Genomic DNA, 21,426 nt, shown 5'->3' on the forward strand with positions numbered 1-21,426 from the left:
ACCGGGCGGGGGCGGTGCCGCCTCCCGAGCGGAACCGCCCGTGCGCTGCCAGGATGGGTGCCGTGGTCATCCGACGCGTACTGGCACCCCGCATCGACTTCGGCGCGCTCCGGCGGGAACTGGGGTTGCCCGACCGCTTCCCACCCGAAGCGCAGCAGGAGGCAGACGCGGCGGCGGCGCGTCCCCTGCCGGCGCTCACCGACCGGACCGACGTCCCGCTGGTCACCCTCGACCCGGCCACCTCCCGGGACCTGGACCAGGCGATGTGCCTGACCCGGCGACCGGGCGGCGGCTACCGGGTGCGCTACGCCATCGCCGACGTCGCCACCCACGTCCGCCCCGGCGGGCCGCTGGAGGCGGAGACCTGGCGACGTGGGCAGACCGTCTACCTGCCCGACGGCAACGTGCCGCTGCACCCGGAGACCCTCAGCGAGCAGGCGGCGAGCCTGCTGCCTGACGTCGAGCGGGCGGCCGTGCTCTGGACCATCGACCTGGACGCCGACGCGGCCACCGTCGGCGTGCACCTGGAACGGGCCCGGGTCCGCAGCCGCGCCAAACTCGACTACCGGGGCGTGCAGGCCGACGCCGACGCCGGTCGGCTGGCCGAGCCCATCGCCCTCCTGCCGGAACTGGGCGCCCTGCTGACCGCGCGGGGACTGCGGCGCGGGGCGGTCAACCTGCCCCTGCCCGAGCAGGACGTGGAACCCGATGGCGACGGCTGGCGGCTGGTGCTGCGCGGACCGGTGCCGATGGAGGACCACAACGCGCAGATCTCGCTGCTGACCGGGATGGCCGCCGCCGACCTCATGCTCGCCGGCCGGATCGGACTGCTGCGGACGATGCCCGCCGCGAAACCGGAGGCGGTGGCGCGGCTGCGGGCCGCCGCCGCCCCGCTCGGGGTGGACTGGCCGGACGGGATGCCGGTCGGCGACGTCATCGCCCGGCTCGACCCGGCCCAGCCCCGGGCGGCGGCCTTCGTCGACCAGGCCGCCGAGCTGATGCGCGGGGCCGCGTACACGGCCTTCGACGGCGAGGTGCCGGCCGAGCCGGGGCACGGCGGGGTGGGGGCCGCGTACGCCCACGTCACCGCGCCGTTGCGGAGGCTCGCCGACCGGTACGCCACCGAGGTCTGCCTCGCCCTGTACGAGGACCGGCCGGTGCCGGAGTGGGCGCGGGCGGCGCTGCCGAGGCTGCCCGGGACGATGGCGACCACCGACCGGACCGCCGGGGCGGCCACCCGGGGCGCGGTCGAACTGGCCGAGGCGGTGCTGCTCGCCGACCGGGTGGGGGAGACGTTCGAGGCGGCGGTGCTGGACGTGGACGCCCCCGTCACCCGTGGAGGCCGGCAGCCCGGCGGAACGGTGGCGTTGGACTCGCCGCCCGTGCGGGCCCGCTGCACCGGTGAGCTGCCGCTGGGCGAACGGGTCACCGTCCGCCTGGTCACCGCCGATCCGACCACCCGCCGGGTGACCTTCGCCCGTGCCTGACCGGCTGCGGAGTTTCTCACCGCTGAAGGCTCTGCCGCCCGTGGGGGACCGTTTGCGAGGATGAGCCCATGGCATACGACGCGAGCGCACTGCCCGACGTGTCCGGGCTGACCGTGGGCATCATCGGCGGCACCGGCGACCAGGGACGGGGGCTCGCCTACCGGTTCGCCCGGGCCGGGCAGACCGTGCTGATCGGCTCCCGGTCCGCCGAGCGCGCCGAGGAGGCCGCACGGGAGATCGCGTCGTTGCCCGGCGTGGCCGCCGACGCCACCGTCACCGGGGCCGGCAACGAGGAGGTGGCCCGGCGCAGCGACGTGGTGATCGTGGCGGTGCCCTGGGACGGGCACGCCGCCACCGTCGCCGCCCTGGCCGGACCGCTCGCCGGCAAGATCGTCGTCGACTGCGTGAACCCGCTCGGCTTCGACAAGCAGGGCCCGTACGCGCTGACCGTCGAGGAGGGCAGCGCCGTCCAGCAGGCCGCCGCGCTGCTGCCCGAGTCCCGGGTGTGCGCCGCGTTCAACCACGTCAGCGCGCCCCTGCTGGCCGACCCGGAGGTCGACCGGATCCAGCTCGACGTGCTCGTCTGCACCGAGGACCGGGACGCCGCCGCCGTGGTCGCCGCGCTGGCCGCCCGGATCCCCGGCATGCGGGGCATCTACGCCGGCCGGCTGCGCAACGCCCACCAGATCGAGGCGTTCACCGCCAACCTGATCGCCATCAACAAGCGGTACAAGGCGCACGCCGGCATCCGGGTCACCGACCTGTGAGCCGGTGCCGCCGGCCACCCGGCGGCCCTGAACCACCGTCACCGCGACCCGCCCGGGGTCGGGCCGGGAGGCACCCGGCCCGACCCGTACCTCAGAAGGTGTGCTCGGCGGCCGGGAACTCCCCGCCGCGGACCTCGTCGGCGAAGCGGCGCGTCGCGTCGGTCAGGACGCCGGCCAGGTCGGCGTAGCGCTTGACGAACCGGGGGGCCTTCCCGCCGCGCAGACCGGCCATGTCCTGCCAGACCAGCACCTGCGCGTCGGTCTCCGGACCGGCGCCGATGCCGACGGTCGGGATGGTCAGCGCACCGGTCACCCGCTTGGCGACCTCACCGGGCACCATCTCCAGCACCACCGCGAAGGCGCCCGCCTCGGCCACCGCCCGCGCGTCGGCCAGCACCTCCTCGGCGGCCTCGCCGCGGCCCTGCACCCGGTACCCGCCGATGGTGTGCTCCCGCTGCGGGGTGAAACCGACGTGCGCCATCACCGGGATACCCGCCCCGGTGATCGCCTCGATCTGGGGGGCGCAGCGTCGGCCGCCCTCCAGCTTCACCGCGTGGCAGCCGCCCTCCTTCATGAAACGCACCGCCGTGCGCAGCGCCTGCGTCGGCCCCTCCTCGTACGAGCCGAAGGGCAGGTCGGCCACGACCAGGGTGGTCCGGGTGGCCCGGACCACCGCCCGGACCAGGGACAGCATCTCGTCGACGGTGACCGGCAGGGTGGTCTCGTGGCCGAAGACGTTGTTCGCGGCCGAGTCGCCGACCAGCAGCACCGGGATGCCCGCCTGGTCGAAGATCGCGGCGGTGTACTGGTCGTACGCGGTCAGCATCGGCCACCGCTCGCCGCGCTCCTTGGCGGCCAGCAGGTCCCGGGTGCGTACCCGCCGGGTCGCCGGCCCGCCGTAGAGCGCCGTCACCTCGTGGGGACCGGGGTCGCCGGTGGGCACGGCGCCGCTCACTACATCGGACATGTCCGCTCCTCTCGCCTCGAGGCCGCCCTCGCGGTCCCCGGGCCACCCGCATCGTCGCACCGCCCGAGGGCGGCCCGGCAGAGCGCAGTGGAGGAATTCACAGCCCGTGGGGCGAGCCACCCGGCGGGCATCCACGCCCGCAGGATCGCCGCACTGGCCGTGCCGCCTCGGCCGGCACCGGCAGCCCGGCCCTGCGACCGGCCGGAGCGGGCCGCTCCGGCCCCGACGCCGGCCGCTCAGCCGTGCTCGCGCCACCGGTTCGTGATCGGCAGTCGCCGGTCCCGGCCGAACGCCTTCATGGAGATCTTCGTGCCCGGCGCGGACTGCCGGCGCTTGTACTCGGCGGTATCCACCATCCGCAGCACCCGGTCGATCATCGCCGGGTCGTGTCCCGCCTCGACCAGGCCGTCCCGGCCCAGGTCGCCGTCGACGTAACCGATCAGGATCGGGTCGAGCACCGTGTAGTCGGGCAGGGTGTCGCTGTCGAGCTGGCCGGGGCTCAGCTCGGCGCTCGGCGGCTTGCCGATCGAGTTCTCCGGGATCGGCGGGGTCTCGCCCCGGCGGGCCGCGTCGGCGTTGCGCCACTTCGCCAGCCGCCAGATCAGCGTCTTCCAGACGTCCTTGACCGGGTTGTAGCCGCCCACCGAGTCGCCGTAGAGGGTGGAGTAGCCGACCGCCAGCTCGCTCTTGTTGCCGGTGGTCAGGACCAGGTGCCCCTCCTGGTTCGACAGGGCCATGAGGATCACCCCACGGACCCGGGCCTGGAGGTTCTCCACGCTCACCCCGGAGAGCGACATGTTCGCCAGGAAGGTGTCCACCATCGGCTGGATCGGCTCGATGCGGTAGTCCAGCCCGGTCCGCTTGGCCAGCTCCGCCGCGTCCTCCCGGGAGTGTTCGGAGGAGTGCTGGCTGGGCAGGGAGACCCCGACCACCCGCTGCGGGCCGAGCGCGTCGACCGCGAGGGCCGCCACCACCGCCGAGTCGATGCCGCCGGAGAGCCCGAGCACCACCGAGGGGAACTTGTTCTTGTCGACGTAGTCGCGCAACCCCAGCACCAGGGCCTGCCACACCTCGGCCTCGTCGGCGGCCGGCTCGACGAGCCCACCGACGGCCGGCGGTCCGGCGGGCGCGGGGCCGGCGTCGTTGATCCGGGTGCGGGCGATCCGCATCCCGTCGGCCAGCTCCCCGGACTCCGGCGTGCCGGACTCCGGCGCGGCCGGCAGGTCGAGGTCGTGCACCATCAGGTGCTCGACGAACTGCGGGGCGCGGGCGAGCAGCGTGCCGTCGGCGGCCACCACCATCGAGTCGCCCTCGAAGACCAGCTCGTCCTGGCCGCCGACCATGTTCACGTAGGCGATGGCCGCGCCGGCCTCGACGGCCCGGCGGCCGACCAGCGGCAGCCGGATGTCGTCCTTGTTCAGCTCGTACGGCGAGCCGTTGATGGTGACCACCAGTCCCACCCCGGCCCGGCGGGCCACCGCGAACGGCCCGCCGGCCTGCCAGAGGTCCTCGCAGATGGTCAGCGCCACGTCCACGCCGTCGACCCGGACCACGGTGAGCGTGTCCCCGCCGACGAAGTAGCGGTCCTCGTCGAAGACGCCGTAGTTGGGCAGGTGGTGCTTGAAGTAGGTGGCCACCACCGTGCCGGCGTGCAGCACCGCGGCGGCGTTGCGTGCCCCCCGGCCCGGTTCGGCGTCCGCGCTGACCTGCGGCGGCCCGTCGGCGTCCAGGTAGCCGACCACGACCGGCAGGTCACCGAGACCGTCGGCGGCCAGGTCGGCGGCGAGGGAGTGCAGCGCGGCCCGGGACGCGGCCACGAACGAGCGACGGAAGACCAGGTCCTCGACCGGGTAGCCGGTCAGCACCATCTCCGGGAAGGCGACGAGCCGGGCACCGGCGTCCGCCGCCCGGCGGGTCCACCGGCGGACCAGCTCGGCGTTGCCGGCCAGATCGCCGACCGTCGGGTTGACCTGGGCGAGAGCGAGGCGCAGGGTGGGCATGTCCTCATCTTGCCTGAGCCGGCCGGAGCCGGCGCGGCGGGCGGCCCGGGTGGGGCGTGCAGCCCGGCGGCGGACGCGTCCGCGGCGGCGCAGCGCGGTGGGACACCCGGGACGTCGCGCCCGGCGGTCGCGTAACGTCGGCGTAACGAGGCCGGTGAACACTGGTCGGTCAGGCCGTCCCGGGTAGTCCGACGACGGGCGTGCGACGTGCGAGGGGTGGAAGTGGACCGTCAGCAGGAGTTCGTCCTCCGTACGCTGGAGGAGCGGGACATCCGTTTCGTCCGGTTGTGGTTCACCGACGTGCTCGGCACGCTCAAAAGCGTCTCCGTCGCGCCCGCCGAGCTGGAGGCCGCCTTCGAGGAGGGCATCGGCTTCGACGGCTCGGCGATCGAGGGCTTCGCCCGGGTCTTCGAGTCCGACATGGTGGCCATGCCCGACCCGACCACCTTCCAGGTCTTCCCCTTCGAAGGCGGGGTCAGCGGCGAGAGCGCCCGGATGTTCTGCGACATCCTCCTGCCCGACGGCAGCCCGTCCTGGGCCGATCCCCGGCACGTGCTGCGCCGGATGCTCTCCAAGGCCGCCGACCGGGGCTTCACCTTCTACACCCACCCCGAGATCGAGTTCTTCCTGCTGGAGAACGGCCCCCAGGACGGCTCGGTGCCGGTCCCGGTGGACACCGGCGGCTACTTCGAGCACACCACCCACGCGGTGGCCCGGGACTTCCGCCGGCAGGCGGTGCTCGCGCTGGAGCGCATCGGCATCTCGGTGGAGTTCAGCCACCACGAGGTCGCCCCCGGCCAGCAGGAGATCGACCTGCGGTACGCCGACGCGCTGACCACCGCCGACAACATCATGACCTTCCGGCACGTGGTCAAGGAGGTGGCGCTCTCCACCGGCGTGCAGGCCAGCTTCATGCCGAAGCCCTTCACCGACCAGCCGGGCAGCGGCATGCACACCCACCTGTCGCTGTTCGAGGGGGAGCGCAACGTCTTCCACGACGCGGAAGACCCGATGAAGCTCTCCAAGGTGGCGAAGTCCTTCATCGCGGGGCTGCTCACCCACGCCCGCGAGTACACCGCGGTCACCAACCAGTGGGTCAACTCGTACAAGCGGCTCTTCCCGCAGGCGCTGCCGGACCGGATCACCGAGAGCCCGGCGTACGTCTGCTGGGGGCACCTCAACCGTTCCGCGCTGGTCCGCGTCCCCGCCTACGGCAAGCCGAACTCGGCCCGGGTCGAGGTCCGTTCGCTGGACTCGGCGACCAACCCGTACCTCGCCTTCGCGGTGATGCTCGGCGCCGGGCTCAAGGGCATCGAGGAGGGCTACGAGCTGCCGGCCGGGGCCGAGGACGACGTCTGGTCGCTGTCCAGCGCCGAGCGCCGGGCGATGGGCTACGAGTCGCTGCCGGAGAACCTCGCCGAGGCGATCGACGTGATGTCCGGTTCGGAGTTGGTCGCCGAGGTGCTCGGCGAGCACGTCTTCGACTTCTTCCTCCGGAACAAGCGCGCCGAGTGGGAGCAGTACCGCCGCGAGGTCACCCCCTACGAGCGGCAACGCTACCTCTCCCTCTGACCCGGTTGCGGCCTGCCGCTATCGTCTCGACCACGTTGCCGGCGTCCCCTGACCGGCACACCTTGTGGGAGGCAGTCGGTGCTGGAGGACCTCTTCACCGGAGCGATGCAGAGCATCGTGTTCGGAATCGTCGGTGTCGTGTTGATGGCGGCCGGCTTCGGCCTGGTCGACGTGCTCACCCCCGGCAAGCTCCGGGATCTCATCTGGGTCCGGCGCAACGCCAACGCCGCGTTGCTGCTCGCCGCGAACCAGCTCGGTATCGCCGCGATCGTGTTCACCGCGATCTTCACCAGCTACGACGACTTCGCCAAGGGGCTCGCCTCGACGGCGGTCTTCGGGCTGGTCGGCCTGGTCATCATGGCACTGGCGTTCTTCGTGCTCGACCTGCTGACCCCGGGCAAGCTCGGTGAGATCATCTGCGCCGACGAGCCGCACCCGGCGGGCAAGGTCAGCGCGGCCACCCACTTCGGAGCCGCGCTGATCGTCTGCGCCTGCATCGCCTGACCCACCCGCCCGGCCCACCCGCCCGGCCCCACCCGGCCACCGCACCCCGCCGACGCCGTCGTCGTCACTCCGCACACCCGCGAATCTTGGACAGTTACCGTTCTATTCGGACGGTAACTGTCCAAGATTCCGGGCTGTCGCGACCGACCGGACGCGTGGGTCCGGCATGCTGGTGGCGGAGAGTCAGGGGAGGGACGTCGTGCCGGATGTGCTCACCTACGCCGACGCTGTACGCCTGCTCGGCGGGGAACGGAGTCGGTTCGTCGAGGCGTTCGACCGGCTGGCGGGGTGGACGTTGCTCGCCGGCGCGGGACCGGTGCCGGCGCTGCTGAGTCTCTTCGACGCCAAGGGCGAACTCGTCCGGCTCGGCCGGGACCTGCTGCGGCAGCTCTCCGAGCAGCGCTCCGGCCTGTCCCGGTACGGCCGGACGCAACGGTTGGAGGCGGCGCACGCGGTCATCGCGGTGACCGCCTTCTTCGAGGTGCTGGACGAGGCAGACCTGCCGTTCGCCTTCGCCGACCTGGCGATCGACAAGGCCGAGCAGCTCGCCCTGGCCGGCGGCGGCGCCGGGCAGCTCAAGACGGTCGTCGCGCAGATGTTCACGGTGGCGGACCGGACGCCCGGCGCCCACCTGCCCTACGCCGAACTGCGCCGGGCGCTCGGCGAGCACTACCAGGAACTCGGCACCCGCCTGGTCGAGCATGTGACCGGTCTGGCCGCCTGGGAGCGGCTGCCCGCCCCGGCGCAGCAGGCCTTCCAGGACCTGGTGGGCCGCCTGCCGGCCGAGGCGGTGGCGCGGCACCGGGACCTGCTCACCGCGTTGGCGACGGACTTCCCCGAGGTGGCGTACTGGGCGGGGCTGCACGAGCACCAGGCCACCCGGGACGAGGTGCGGCAGCTCGCCGCCGGGCTCGGGGAGCTGCACCGAGTGCTCGCCGGGATCTCCACCGGCCGGCTGCCGGACGACCGTCGGGTCGCCCTGGCCCGGGCCCACAGGGCGAAACTCGACCGGCCGATCGTCGAGTCGGCGGAGGCCCCGGACGGCCTCCGGGTGCCCCTGCTCGGCGAGGCGTACGTGCCGCCCCGGTGCCGGGTGGCGGTCCTGGGCCAGGGGGCGGCCCGGCCCAGCGACGAGGAGTGGTGGGCCCGCCAGGACGTCCGGGACGACCTGGCGGACATCCTGACCGGCCACCTGACCTCGCCGGTCGCCACCCGGGCGCCGCTGCTGGTGCTCGGCCAGCCCGGTTCCGGCAAGTCCGTGCTGACCCGGGTGCTCGCTGCCCAGCTCCCGCCGGCCGACTTCCTGACGGTCCGGGTGCCGCTGCGCGAGGTGACCGTCGAGGCGGACCTCCAGGACCAGATCGAACAGGCGATCCGGTACGACACCGGGGAACGGCTGGACTGGCCGGCGCTGGTCCGCTCCGCCGGGGACGCGCTGCCGGTGGTGCTCCTCGACGGCTTCGACGAGCTGCTCCAGGCCACCGGCGTGACCCAGACCGACTACCTGCTGCGGGTCGCCCGCTTCCAGCGTCGGGAGGCCGAGCTGGGCCGGCCGGTGGCGGTGCTGGTCACCACCCGCACCAGCGTCGCCGACCGGGCCACCCCGCCACCGGAGACGGTCGCGCTGCGGCTGGAACCGTTCGACGAGCCCCGGGTACGCCGCTGGGTGGCGACCTGGAACCGGGTCAACGCCGAGCGGTTCGGCCCGCTCGGCGTCGAGCCGTTGGCACCGGAGGCGGTGCTCGCCCACCGGGAACTGGCCGAGCAGCCGCTGCTGTTGCTGATGCTCGCGCTCTACGCCGCCGCCGGCCACGACCTGCGCGCCGCCGGTGGGCTGCGGCGGGGCGAGCTGTACGAGCGGTTGCTGCGCAGCTTCGCCCGGCGCGAGGTGGAGAAGCACCGACCGGGGCTCACCGAACGGGAGCGGGACCGGGCCACCGAGGAGGAACTGCGCCGGCTCGCGGTGGTGGCGTTCGGCATGTTCAACCGGGGCGTCCAGTGGGTCACGGAGGACGACCTGGAGGCGGACCTCGCCGCGCTGCCCTTCCTGGGGGGACCGCCGACGTCGCGTGGCGGCAGCGACCTGCGGGCGCCGCTGCGCGCCGCCGAGGTTGTGCTCGGGCGATTCTTCTTCGTGCACCGGTCCCAGGCCACCCGGAACGACCGGCGGGTGGCGACGTACGAGTTCCTGCACGCCACCTTCGGTGAGTTCCTGATCGCCCGGACGGCCGCCCTGGTCCTGCGCGACCTGACCGCCGTCGCTGCCGCCAGCAGCCTACGGCCGGACGTCGACGACGATCCGCTGGCCGCGCTGCTCTCCTTCGCCACGCTCACCGACCGCGCGCCGGTCGTCGCCTTCCTCACCGAACTGCTCCAGTCGTGGGACACCGACCGCCGGGCGGACGCGACCGACGTGCTGCTCCGGCTCTTCCGGGCCGTGCCCGACCCGCGTCCACCCCGCCGTTTCGAGCAGTACACGCCCCGGCCGCTTCCGGTGCCGGCGCGGGACGCCGTGTACAGCGCGAACCTGCTCGTGCTGAGCATCTGCGTGGCCGATGAGATCTGGGGCAGTGACCTCCTGCCGGACCCGGAGGACCCCAGCTACCGTTGGCGACCGCAGACCCAGCTCTGGCGGTCACAGCTCTCCCAGAGCGAGTACCAGGGCCTGCTCGGCGCGATCGCCCTCGATCGGCACGTCGTCAGCCCTGTCCAGCGCGATTTCCGCCTCCGGCTCGCCACCCCGGACTGGCAGCCGGTGGATCTCGTCTGGACGTTTCGGCTGGACGCCGACCGCAACCGCAACGGGGCGGGTTACCTCGGTGTGCAGGGCCTGCCCATCGGGCAGCGGGCCCACTTCGAGTGCTGGACGGGCAACGAGGCTCTCATCCTGCACGCACTGGAGCCGTTGTTGGAGGACGCCCCGGTACCGCCCGAGCTGGTCGTCCACGGTCGGTCCGGCTGGCGGTCGGCGCTGCACGTCCTGCTCCGGATGTGGGTGGGACCGTTGTCCGGAGGAGAACGGGTCGGCCAGGAGGAGCGCTACCTGTCGGTGGTGGACGCCGCGATGGCCGTGCCCGTCCGGGAGCGAACCCGACTGGTGACCCTCCTGCTCGACCGGCTCGCGACGGACCCGGTGATCCTGCCGCGCGACGCGGCGCGGGTGCTCGGTTACCTCGGACGTGTCGAGGGCTGGGACGTCGTCAGCGGTTGTTCCTTCGTCCGCTGCTGCCTGGCCTTCCTCGGCCGTGACCCGGAGGCTGACGAGATCCTGGCCGGCCTGCTCGACACGTTGCCCGACCGGATGCCGGTCGACATCAATCCGCAGTTCGAGATGCTGCTGGCCGAGGCGCACGTGCGGCTTACCGAGCTGAACCGCCGGAGTTACCGGTATGCGGAGTCGGAGGTCGTCCGACTGACGCCGTGGCTCGCGAAGGCCCGTCCCGACCTGGTCGAACGACTGCGCCGACTGGCGGTACCGGACGCCGTCATGCCCGCCGTGACGTGGCCGTGGGTACTGGAGTCCCTCCTCACGGGGAGCGGGAGCCGGACCGACGGACCACCGGGTCCGCGACGCAGGCGACAGGCGGAGTCGGGAACCGGGCGGGACGCGGAGTCGCACACCGGCGAGCCGCCGTCCGTTCCCCGCTGACGCGGGGAACGGACGGCGGCGTCACCGCCTGGCGGGTCAGCGGCCGGGACGGTCGCCCCGGTGGCCGCCGGGGAACACCCCGGCCTCGATCGCCGCGGTGATCGCGTCGGCCTGTTCCTGGGTGAGCTTGCCGTCCTTGACGGCCTTGGCCAGCCGCTCCTTCAGCGCGGCCTGCCGGTCGGCGGCGTCGCCACCGCGCCACCCGCCACGCTCCGGGCGGTCGCCCTTACGCTCCTCGCGCACCTTCTCCAGGGCGGCGGTCACCTTGTCGGTGGGCACGCCCAACTCCTCGGCGAGCGCCTCGGCGAACGCGTTCTGCCGGTCGGCCCGTTGGGTGCCCCTGTCCTCGCTGGTGGTGGCACGAGGGCTCGGCGTGGTCTCGCCGTTCTCGGCGAAGGCGACCGCCGGCGCGGCCACCCCCAGCCCGAGTACGCCGGCTGCCGCGAGCCCGGCGATCAGGTGTTTCCTGGCCATGCTTCCTCCTGCTGCTCGGGTGTGACCTGGACTCGACGACGGTGACCGGAATTGCTGGGGGTCACCCGTGGCGAGCCTGTCATTCCGCTGAGAGTTGCGGGACCGGTTCCCGGCGAATCCGACGCCGAGCCGGAAAGCGGACACTCGGGCAGCGGGAGCGAGGCTCAGCGGACGGCGGGGGCGACGGTCAGGGTGCCGGTCTCGGCGTCAAGGGTGGCGGAGGTGCCGACCGGGACGGTGAGCTGACCGGGACCGTGGCCGATCGGCAGCCCGCCCAGCACCGGGACGCCCAGGTCGCCGAGGCGGTCGGTCAGGACGTCGGCCACGCTGGTGTCCCAGCCGTCGGCACAGTCGGTGAACTGGCCGACCGCCACCCCGGCGAGGCCGTCCAACGCCCCGGCCCGGCGGAGCTGGGTGAGCATCCGGTCCACCTTGTACGGCGGCTCCTGCACGTCCTCGACCAGCAGGACCGCCCCGATCAGGTCCGGCATGTCCCGGGTGCCGAGCGAGGCGACGACCAGGCAGAGGTTCCCGCCGAGCAGCGTCCCGGTGGCCCGCCCCGGCACGCGGACCGGAAAGGTCTCCTCGGCCGGGTCGGCGGCCACGGTGACCGGCTCGGTGGTGGTCAGCGCGGCGTGCAGCGACTCGGCCGAGCGCAGCGGGGTGCGTTCGTCCCGCCAGGCCGCCCCGGGCCCGTGCACCCCGGCCAGCCGGGCGCCCCGCCAGAGCGCGAGCTGGAGCGCGGTGATGTCGGAGAACCCGGCCACCACCTTCGGGTCCCGGCGCACGGCGGCCATGTCGATCGCGTCCACCACACGCTGCGCGCCGTACCCGCCTCGGGTGCAGATCACCCCACGGACCTCGGGGTCGGCGAACGCGGCGTTCAGGTCGGCGGCCCGCAGTTCGTCGGCGCCGGCCAGGTAACCGTGTCGGGCGTAGGCGTTCGGGGCCGGCACCGGGCGCAGCCCCCAGCCGGTGAGCAGCTCGACGCCCCGGGCCAGCCGCTCCGGCCGGGTCGGCCCGGACGGCGACACCAGCATGACCGTGTCGCCGGGGCGCAGGGCGGGCGGGCGGACCACGTCGTCGGGGGTACGGCTCACAGCGGCAGAGCCTAGCCCGCGACCGTGTCGCCGGTCGGCACAGCCGGACGGAGCGGACGTGTGCCACGGCGACGGAGCCTGTCCGGCGCGGCACGGGCCACCCGATAGCCTCGACGTCGTGGCAACCGCGCTGGTGATCGAGAACGACCCGACCGACGACCCCCGACGCCTGGGGGAGTGGCTGACCGAGGCGGGGCTGGAGCTGCGGGTCCTGCGCCCGTACGCCGGTGACGACCTCCCCGCCGACCTCGACGGGTACGCCGCCCTGGTGGTGCTCGGCGGCGAACAGCAGCCGTACCCGGGGTCGGACGGCACACCCGGCGCGCCCTGGTTCCCGGCCCTGGAGGGGCTGCTGCGCAAGGCGGTACGCCACCGGGTGCCCACCCTCGGCATCTGCCTCGGCGGCCAGCTCCTCGCCACCGCGCACGCCGGCGAGGTGGTGCGCAGCCCGTCCGGCCCCGAGGTCGGCCCGTGCGTGGTCGGCAAGCGGGACGCCGCCGAGGCCGACCCGCTCTTCCGGTACGTGCCGCTGATCCCCGACGTGATCCAGTGGCACGTCGACGAGATCACCGAGCTGCCCCGGGGCGCGACGCTGCTGGCCGCCTCCACCCGCTACCCGCACCAGGCGTTCCGGATGGGCGACCGGGCCTGGGGCTTCCAGTTCCACATCGAGTGCGACACCGCCATGATCGCCACCTGGGCCGCCGACTCGGCGCTGCTGGCCCAGCTGGGCTACGACCCGGAGGTGGTGGTGGCCGCCTGCGACGCGGTGATGGCCGACATCGAGGAGGTCTGGCAGCCCTTCGCCGCCCGCTTCGCCGCGCTGGCCCTCGGCGAGCTGGGTGACGAACCGCCCCGGCCCACCCTGCCCCTGCTCGGGCACTGAGCGCATGACCAGATCCACCAGGACCAACCGCCTCGCCCGGTACGGATTCGGCAGCGGCGACGACGGGAGCGTGCGCGCCGCCGACCTGCTCGGCCCGGACGGCCTCGGCCTCTGGCGGCCCGAGTCGCAGGAACCGGCCGACGCGCCGGCCACCGAACTGCTGACCGCGCTGTCCCGGGCCGCCGACCCGGACCTGGCCCTGCGCCAGCTGCACCGGATCGTCGAGGCCGAACGGCGGACCGCCGAGGAGCCGGCCCTGCTGGCCGCGCTGCACGCCGACCCGGGGCTGCGTCGCCGGCTGGTCGCGGTGCTGGGCGCGTCCTCGGCGCTCGGCGACCACCTCGTCGCCAACCCGGACCACTGGCGGGTCCTCGCCACCGCCGGCGACGGGCTCGCCCCCACCGCCGACGGGCGGCTCGGCCCGCTCGGCGAGGGCAAACCGATCCCGGCGCTGCGCGCGGCGTACCGGCTGGCCCTGCTGGGGATCGCGGCGGCCGACCTGACCGGCGGTCGGGCCCTGGAACAGACCATGGCGGCGCTCTCCGCGCTCGCCGACGCCACCCTCACCGCCGCCTACGACATCGCGGTCGGCGAACTGGCCGAGGGCACGCCGGTGCCCCGCCTGGCCGTGGTGGCGATGGGCAAATGCGGCGGCGGCGAGCTGAACTACGTCTCCGACGTCGACGTGATCTTCGTGGCCGACGACGACGCCGACCTGACCGTCGCCACCACCATCGCCACCCGGCTGATCCACGTCTGCGGACTGGTCGCCTGGCCGGTGGACGCCGCGCTGCGCCCCGAGGGCAACCGGGGGCCGCTGGTGCGGACCCTCGGCAGCCACCTCGCCTACTACCGCCGCTGGGCGCGCACCTGGGAGTTCCAGGCACTGCTGAAGGCCCGCCCGGCCGCCGGTGACCTGGCCCTGGCGCAGGAGTGGATCGACCAGCTCGCCCCGCTGCTGTGGCGGGCCGCCGAACGCCCGGAGGCGGTCTCCGACGTCCGCGCGATGCGTCGCAAGATCATCGAGAACATCCCGCCGAAGGAACTGGAACGCGAGATCAAGCGCGGTCCGGGCGGGCTGCGGGACATCGAGTTCGCCGTGCAGCTGCTGCAACTGGTGCACGGCCGGGGCGACGAGTCGCTGCGCGAACCGGGCACCATCCCGGCGCTGCGCGCGCTGGTCGCCGGCGGCTACGTGGGCCGCGCCGACGGCGAGGGGCTGCTGCGCGGGTACCGCTTCCTGCGCGGCGTCGAACACCGTCTCCAGCTCCAGGGCCTGCGCCGCACCCACACCGTGCCGGCCGAACCGGCCGGGCTGCGCTGGCTCGCCGCCGCGCTCGACTACACCGCCACGCCGGGACGCAGCGCCGTCGAGGCGTTCCGCGCCGACTGGGTCACCCACGCCACCGAGGTACGCCGGCTGCACGCCAAGCTGCTCTACCGGCCGCTGCTGGAGTCGGTGGCCCGGGTCCCCGCCGACGGACTGCGGCTGACCCCGGAGGCCGCCCGGAACCGGCTGGAGATCCTCGGCTTCGCCGACCCGGCCGGGGCGCTACGCCACCTCCAGGCCCTCACCGGCGGGGTGAGTCGCACCGCCGCCATCCAGCGCACCCTGCTGCCGGTGCTGCTCAGCGAATTCGCCGACGCCCCGGAACCGGACCGGGGGCTGCTCAACTACCGCCAGGTCTCCGACAAACTCGGCAGCACCCCGTGGTACCTGCGGGTGCTGCGCGACGAGGGCCCGGTGGCCCGCCGGCTGGCCCGGGTGCTGTCGCTGTCCCGGTACGCCACCGACCTGCTCTCCCGGGAACCGGAGGCGCTGCGGCTGCTGGCCGAGGAGAGCGAGCTGACCCCGCGCCCCCGCGAGGTGCTCTGCGAGGGCTTCACCGCGGCGGCGGCCCGGCACACCGACCCGGTGGAGGCCACCCGCGCGGTCCGCGCGCTGCGTCGCCGCGAACTGGTCCGGCTCGCCTGCGCCGACGTGCTCAGCCGGGCCGGCTCGCTCGCCCCGAAGGCGGCCCGGCAGACCCCGCCGGACGTCAGCGCCGTCGGCGCGGCCCTGGCCGCGGTCACCGACGCCACCCTCGCCGCCGCGCTGCGCATTGCCCGGGCCGCCCGGCCGGACGTGCCCGGACTCCGGTTCGCGGTGATCGGCATGGGTCGCCTCGGCGGGTACGAGTCGAACTATCTCTCCGACGCCGACGTCCTCTTCGTCTACGACGCCCCGCCCGGGGTGCAGGAGAGCGCCGCCAGCGCCGCCGCGCGCGGCATCGCCGAGGAACTGCGGCGGCTGCTCGGCATGCCCGCGCCCGACCCGGCCCTCGGGGTGGACGCCGACCTGCGCCCGGAGGGGCGGCAGGGCCCGCTGGTCCGCAGCCTCGCCGCCTACGCCCAGTACTACGCCCGCTGGTCGCGGGTCTGGGAGGCGCAGGCGCTGCTGCGGGCCCGGTTCGTCTGCGGCGACGCCGACCTCGGCGGCGAGTTCGAGGAGATGATCGAGCCGGTGCGTCACCCGGCCGACGGGCTCACCCGGGAACAGGTCGTCGAGATCCGGCGCATCAAGGCCCGGGTGGAGACCGAACGGCTGCCCCGGGGCGCGGACCCGGCCACCCACACCAAGCTCGGTCGGGGCGGGCTCGCCGACGTCGAGTGGGCGGTGCAACTGCTCCAGCTCCGGTACGCCGGCCGGCATCCGGAACTGCGCGGCACGCGTACCCTCGGGGCGCTGGCCGCCGCCCGCGACGCCGGACTGGTCGACCCGGCCGACGCCGCCGCGATGGCCGCCGGCTGGACGACGGCCGCGCAGGTCCGCAACGCGCTGATGCTGGTCCGGGGCCGGGACGGCGACCAGCTGCCCCGGCACGGCGTGGAACTGGCCGGGGTCGTGCAACTGCTCGGCGCGGACGACCCGGGCGAGTTCCTCGACGAGTACCTCCGCACCGCCCGGCGCTGCCGCACCGCCATGGAACACGTCCTCGATGCCTGAGCCGGTGCCGCACCCGACAGCCACGGCGTCCTCCGCCCGTGTCGCCGCCCCCCGGACGTCGACCGCACCGGCCTCCGGCCCCCGGCTGCCGGTCCCGCTGCTGGTCACCGGGGCCGGACTGCTGCTCGCGGTGGTGTTCCTGCTCGCCCCGCCGCTGGGCACCGACCTGGCCGCCCAGGTCGCCCGCGCCGACTTCGTCGACCGGCACGGCTTCGCGCCCGTCGACCTCGGCTGGTACGGCGGGGTCCACCAGTTCGGCTACAGCCTGTTCACCGCCGGACTCGGCGCCCTGTTCGGGGTGCGGGTGGTCGGCGCGGTCGCCGCCGTGGCCTCCGCCGCCGCGCTCGGCTGGCTGTTCGTCCGGCACCGGGCCCGGCGACCACTGCTGGCCGGGCTGCTCGGCGCGGTGGTGCTGGTCGGCAACCTGGCCAGTGGGCGGATCACCTTCGCCGTCGGGCTGGCCCTCGGGCTGGCCGCCCTGGTCGCGGTCTCCGCCGACCGGCCGTCCCGCCCGCTGCGACTCACCCTGGCCGCGCTGCTCGCCGCCCTCGCCACCTGGGCCAGCCCGGTGGCCGGACTCTTCACCGGCGTGGCCGGCGCGGCGCTGCTGCTGGCCGCCCTGCGGCCCGGCACCGGTCCGGGGCGGCCGTTGCCCGGCGGCTGGCGGATCGACCGGCCTCTCGGCGAGGCGCTGACGCTCTGCTTCGCGCCGGCCGTCGCGCTCGCCCCGATGGCGGTGCTCTTCGGCAACGGCGGCACCCAGCCGTACACCGCCGAGTCGATGCGGATCAACGTGGCGCTGGCCGTGCTGGTGTTCGCGGTGCTGCCCCGGCGACGCCGGGTGCTGCGGACCGGGGCCGCGCTGGCCGTGTTGCTGCTGGTCGCCGCGTACTACCTGCCCACCCCGATCGGGTCGAACGCGCTGCGGCTGCCGATGCTCTTCGCGCTGCCCGCGCTGGCCGGCTACGCGACGCTGCCCACCGGGTGGCTGGCCGCGCTGCTCGCCGCCACCGTGTGGTGGCAGAACCCGGTGATGACCTCCGACCTGGGACGGGCCGGTTCGCCCGAGTCGTCCGCCGCCTTCTACCGGCCGCTCGCCGACGAACTGGCCCGCCGCGCCCCGGTCGGCCGGGTCGAGGTGGTGCCGCTGCGCGACCACTGGGAGTCGGCGTACCTGCCGTCGACCGTGCCCCTGGCCCGGGGCTGGGAACGGCAGGTCGACACCGACCGCAACGCGCTGTTCTACCGCACCGGCCTGGACGCCGACACGTACGCCGAGTGGCTGCGTCACACCGCCGTGCAGTACGTCGCGTTCGCCTCGGACAGCGTGCCGGACCGCTGGGCCCGGGAGGAGGCCGACCTGGTCGCCGGCGGGCTGCCGTACCTGACCGAGGTGTGGCGCGACGACACCTGGCGGCTCTACGCGGTCACCGACCCGACGCCGCTGGTGGCCGCCCCCGGCCGGCTGGTCGCCTCCGACCCGGGCCAGGTGCGGTTCACCGCCCCGGCGGACGCCGGTGACCTGCTGGTCCGCGTCCGGTGGTCCCGGTGGCTCAGCCTGGAGGGGCCGGACGGCTGTTTTGCCCGAGGTCCGGACGACTGGGTCACGGTCCGGGTCGACGGTGCGGGGGAGTACCGGCTGACCAGTTCACTGCGCCCCCGGGGAGGATGCTGAGTGACGCCGAGCACCGAGGACGGGGACGGCGCATCCGCCGACCACCTGTCCACCGGTCGGGGTACCGGCCTGTCCGCCGCTCGCGGTACCGTCCCGCCCGGTGCCGGGCGGCTGCGGCTGGTGCGCTGGGGCGGGCTCGCCGGCGCCGTGCTGCTGGCCGTCGCCTCCTGGCTCGGCGGGGTCTTCCCGGAGTTCACCGGTGGGGTCAACCCGGTCTCCATCTGGCGCGGCGAGCACGGCCCGGTGCTGCTCACCGCCTGGCTGGCCGGCACCGCCGGACTGGTCGGGGCCTGGTGGGCGGCCCGGCACGCCGTCCCGTCGACGCGCTGGGCGTACCTCACCGCCGGGTTGTGGACGCTGCCGCTGCTGGTCACCGTGCCGACCGGAAGTCGCGACGTCTACTCGTACGCCTGCCAGGGCTGGGTGTACGCCTCCGGCGGCGACCCGTACGCCGGCGGGGTGGCCGCCGCCGGTTGCCCCTGGCTGGACGCGATCTCCCCGATCTGGCGGGACACCGCCGCCCCGTACGGGCCGGTCTTCGTGCTGCTCGCCGGGGCCGCCGCCGCGCTCGGCGGCTCGCTGCTCGGCACCGTCGCGCTGCTGCGGGTGGTCGCCGTGCTCGGGGTGCTCCTCGCCGCCGCCTGCCTGCCGGGGCTGGCCCGCGCCGCCGGGGTGCCCGCGCGGCGGGCGGTCTGGCTGGTGCTGGCCTGCCCACTGGTCGGCGTGCACCTGGTCGCCGGGGCACACAACGACGCGGTGATGGTCGGCCTGCTGCTGGCCGGGCTGCTGCTGGTGGTCCGGCACCCCGGGCAGCGGCCCCGCCTGCTGTTCGGCGGGGCGCTGCTCGGGCTGGCCGTGGCGGTGAAGGTCACCGCGTTGGTGGTGCTGCCGTTCGCGGCCCTGGCCGCAGTGGCGGGCATCGTCACCTTCCGGGCGCTGCTGCGCGACGGGCTCTGGGTGGTCGCCGGTGCGGTGACCGCCCTGCTGGCCACGTCGGCGGCCTCCGGGCTCGGATTCGGTTGGATCGGCGGGCTGACCCGCAGTGGCGACTCCGAGCAGTGGACGTCCCCACCGACCGCCGTGGGGTTCACCGTCGACTACGCCGGCGGGCTGCTCGGCCGGGACCCGAACGCGGTGCCGGTGGTCCGGGCGGTCGCGGTGGTGCTGCTCGCGGTGCTGCTGGTCGTGGTCTGGCTCCGCGCCTGGCAGGGCCTGCGCCGACTCAACGGCGTCCGGCAGCGGGTGGCCCGGCTGGCCGCCGCCCGGCCCCGCGTGGCGCTCGCCGGCGCCGGACTGGCCCTGGCCGCCACGGTCGCCCTCGCCCCGGTCTTCCACCCCTGGTACGCCGTCTGGCCGTTGGCGGTGCTGGCGGTGGCTGCCACCCGGACGACCTGGTTCCTGCTGCCCTGCGCGGTGGCGTCCTTCCTCACCCTGCCCGACGGCACCAACCTGGCCCGCTTCACCAAGGCCCCCGGTGCGATCCTGATGACCGTCCTGGTGCTCTGGCTGGCCGTGCGCGCCACCCGCTCTTCTGGTGGTAGCAGGGGACCCCTGTTACCGCTTTTTGATGAGCAGGGGTCCCCTGCAACCACCTCCTGAGGCCCGCGACGGCCGACGCACCCCGCCGCCCGGTGTACGGGAAAGCCCCCGGGAGCACTCCCGGGGGCTTCCACGACGAGCTGTCGACCGCGTCAGCAGTCGAAGTACATGGCGAACTCGTGCGGGGTCGGGCGCAGGCGCACCGGGTCGACCTCGTTGGCCCGCTTCCACTCCACCCAGGTGGAGATCAGGTCCGGGGTGAAGACCCCGCCGTCGAGCAGGTAGTCGTGGTCGGCCTCAAGGGCGTCGAGCACCTCGGGCAGCGAGCCCGGGACCTGCTTGACGTCGCCCCACTCCTCCGGCGGCAGGTCGTACAGGTCCTTGTCGATCGGCGCCGGCGGCTCGATCTTGCTCTTGATGCCGTCCAGGCCGGCCATCATCATCGCCGAGAAGGCGAGGTAGACGTTGGCCGACGGGTCCGGCACGCGGAACTCGACCCGCTTGGCCTTCGGGTTGCTGCCGGTGACCGGGATCCGGGTGCAGGCGGAGCGGTTGCGCTGCGAGTAGACCAGGTTGACCGGGGCCTCGAAGCCCGGCACCAGCCGGCGGTACGAGTTGACCGTCGGGTTGGTGAAGGCCAGCAGCGACGGCGCGTGGTGCAGCAGACCGCCGATGTACCAGCGGGCGGTGTCCGACAGTCCGGCGTAGCCGGTCTCGTCGTAGAACAGCGGCTCGCCGTTCAGCCAGAGGCTCTGGTGGGTGTGCATGCCGGAGCCGTTGTCGCCGAAGAGCGGCTTCGGCATGAAGGTCGCGGTCTTGCCGTTGGCCCAGGCCTCGTTCTTCACGATGTACTTGAAGAGCTGGAGCTGGTCGGCGGCGTGCAGCAGGGTGGAGAACCGGTAGTTGATCTCGGACTGGCCGGCGGTGCCCACCTCGTGGTGCGAGCGCTCCACGGTGAAGCCGCTGTCGACCAGCCGGCGCACGATGCTGTCCCGCAGGTCGGCGTAGTGGTCGACCGGCGGCACCGGGAAGTAGCCACCCTTGTACGCGGTCTTGTAGCCACGGTTGCCACCGGCCTCCTCGCGGCCGGTGTTCCACGCGCCCTCGATCGAGTCGATGTAGTAGAACGACTGGTGCGCGGAGGTCTCGTGGCGGATCGAGTCGAAGATGTAGAACTCCGCCTCGGCGCCGAAGTACGCGGTGTCGGCGATGCCGCTCGCCGCGAGGTACGCCTCGGCCTTCTTCGCCACGTTACGCGGGTCCCGGGAGTACGCCTCACGGGTGAACGGGTCGTGGATGAAGAAGTTCAGCGCGAGGGTCTTCTGCACGCGGAAGGGGTCGATGAAGGCGGTCGCGACGTCCGGGAGCAGGAGCATGTCCGACTCGTGGATCGCCTGGAAGCCCCGGATCGACGACCCGTCGAAGGCGAGGCCCTCGGTGAAGAATGCGTCGTCCACGGACTCGACCGGCAGGTTGAAGTGCTGCATCACGCCGGGCAGGTCACAGAACCGTACGTCGACGAACTTCACGTCCTCGTTCTTGAGGTATCGCAGGAGTTCCTCGGGATTGGCGAACACACGTCCTCCTGGCACGTCCACGGGTGGCTGGCTGCTTGGCGACGCTATGGCCGGGGGGTTGCTCGGCCATGTCCTTACTGTTTCTGCCGTGTTACGACCCGCTCTGGCTGCTCTTTCGTGCCGGTGAGGGTCGGTGTGGCGCGCCGTCGAGCCGTTTCTTGTCCCCGATCGGACGATACCCACCCGGGCCGTCCGGTAACGCCGATCGACGTCCCCGTCGCCCGGGTTTCCGCCCCGACTAGC

14 protein-coding genes are annotated in these 21,426 nt (G+C 74.1%); 9 read left to right on the forward strand and 5 right to left on the reverse strand.

Going from position 1 to position 21,426, the window contains the following annotated elements:
* The first annotated feature begins 62 nt into the window (after positions 1–62).
* Both GA0070618_RS18630 and npdG read left to right on the forward strand, forming a co-directional pair.
* Positions 63–1,487 (forward strand): RNB domain-containing ribonuclease, encoded by a 1,425-nt coding sequence (locus tag GA0070618_RS18630; RefSeq protein ID WP_088985645.1) that lies wholly within the window; start codon positions 63–65, stop codon positions 1,485–1,487.
* A gap of 68 nt (positions 1,488–1,555) precedes the next feature.
* The gene (gene npdG, locus GA0070618_RS18635; RefSeq protein WP_088982772.1) at positions 1,556–2,254 is read left to right on the forward strand and encodes an NADPH-dependent F420 reductase; all 699 of its coding nucleotides are present in this window, start codon (positions 1,556–1,558) and stop codon (positions 2,252–2,254) included.
* 91 nt (positions 2,255–2,345) lie between these two features.
* On the opposite strand, the gene panB is transcribed toward npdG, so the two are convergent.
* Positions 2,346–3,221: a 3-methyl-2-oxobutanoate hydroxymethyltransferase gene (panB, locus tag GA0070618_RS18640; protein ID WP_088982773.1), complete on the reverse strand. Its 876-nt coding sequence runs from the start codon at positions 3,219–3,221 to the stop codon at positions 2,346–2,348.
* 236 nt (positions 3,222–3,457) lie between these two features.
* Entirely contained in the window at positions 3,458–5,221 is a 1,764-nt protein-coding gene (locus tag GA0070618_RS18645; RefSeq protein WP_088982774.1) for an NAD+ synthase, read from the reverse strand.
* Positions 5,222–5,443: 222 nt separating this feature from the next.
* On the opposite strand from GA0070618_RS18645, the gene glnA (GA0070618_RS18650) reads away from it, so the two are divergent.
* The 3 genes from glnA (GA0070618_RS18650) (at position 5,444) to GA0070618_RS18660 (ending at position 10,946) form a co-directional block, all read left to right on the forward strand.
* Positions 5,444–6,793 carry a type I glutamate--ammonia ligase gene (gene glnA, locus GA0070618_RS18650; RefSeq protein WP_088982775.1) on the forward strand — a complete coding sequence of 450 codons (1,350 nt, stop codon included), beginning with the start codon at positions 5,444–5,446 and terminating at the stop codon, positions 6,791–6,793.
* A 78-nt stretch (positions 6,794–6,871) separates the two neighbouring features.
* Positions 6,872–7,297 carry a DUF350 domain-containing protein gene (locus GA0070618_RS18655; RefSeq protein WP_088982776.1) on the forward strand — a complete coding sequence of 142 codons (426 nt, stop codon included), beginning with the start codon at positions 6,872–6,874 and terminating at the stop codon, positions 7,295–7,297.
* Between the two features lie 199 nt (positions 7,298–7,496).
* Positions 7,497–10,946 (forward strand): NACHT domain-containing protein, encoded by a 3,450-nt coding sequence (locus tag GA0070618_RS18660; protein WP_143740192.1) that lies wholly within the window; start codon positions 7,497–7,499, stop codon positions 10,944–10,946.
* Between the two features lie 36 nt (positions 10,947–10,982).
* Here the strand turns inward: GA0070618_RS18660 and GA0070618_RS18665 are convergent, their stop codons facing one another.
* Positions 10,983–11,420 (reverse strand): hypothetical protein, encoded by a 438-nt coding sequence (locus GA0070618_RS18665; protein ID WP_088982778.1) that lies wholly within the window; start codon positions 11,418–11,420, stop codon positions 10,983–10,985.
* A gap of 164 nt (positions 11,421–11,584) precedes the next feature.
* The gene (locus GA0070618_RS18670; protein WP_088982779.1) at positions 11,585–12,460 is read right to left on the reverse strand and encodes a S66 peptidase family protein; all 876 of its coding nucleotides are present in this window, start codon (positions 12,458–12,460) and stop codon (positions 11,585–11,587) included.
* Between the two features lie 178 nt (positions 12,461–12,638).
* On the opposite strand from GA0070618_RS18670, the gene GA0070618_RS18675 reads away from it, so the two are divergent.
* The 4 genes from GA0070618_RS18675 (at position 12,639) to mptB (ending at position 19,666) form a co-directional block, all read left to right on the forward strand.
* Positions 12,639–13,406, forward strand: coding sequence for a type 1 glutamine amidotransferase (locus tag GA0070618_RS18675; protein ID WP_231931366.1), 768 nt, complete (start codon positions 12,639–12,641; stop codon positions 13,404–13,406).
* A gap of 4 nt (positions 13,407–13,410) precedes the next feature.
* On the forward strand, positions 13,411–16,392 hold the full coding sequence (locus tag GA0070618_RS18680; protein ID WP_088982781.1) for a bifunctional [glutamine synthetase] adenylyltransferase/[glutamine synthetase]-adenylyl-L-tyrosine phosphorylase: 2,982 nt from the start codon (positions 13,411–13,413) through the stop codon (positions 16,390–16,392).
* Complete coding sequence (locus GA0070618_RS18685) at positions 16,385–18,067, forward strand: hypothetical protein (protein ID WP_231931367.1); 1,683 nt, start codon at positions 16,385–16,387, stop codon at positions 18,065–18,067. Before GA0070618_RS18680 ends, GA0070618_RS18685 begins: the two co-directional genes overlap by 8 nt.
* 69 nt (positions 18,068–18,136) lie before the next feature.
* On the forward strand, positions 18,137–19,666 hold the full coding sequence (gene mptB, locus GA0070618_RS18690) for a polyprenol phosphomannose-dependent alpha 1,6 mannosyltransferase MptB (protein WP_143740197.1): 1,530 nt from the start codon (positions 18,137–18,139) through the stop codon (positions 19,664–19,666).
* Positions 19,667–19,758: 92 nt separating this feature from the next.
* Here mptB and glnA (GA0070618_RS18695) read toward each other — a convergent pair whose 3' ends face one another.
* Entirely contained in the window at positions 19,759–21,183 is a 1,425-nt protein-coding gene (gene glnA, locus GA0070618_RS18695) for a type I glutamate--ammonia ligase (RefSeq protein WP_088982782.1), read from the reverse strand.
* Positions 21,184–21,426: the final 243 nt, after the last annotated feature.

Origin of the sequence: Micromonospora echinospora (assembly GCF_900091495.1) — a bacterium.
Taxonomy (GTDB): Bacteria; Actinomycetota; Actinomycetes; order Mycobacteriales; family Micromonosporaceae; genus Micromonospora; species Micromonospora echinospora.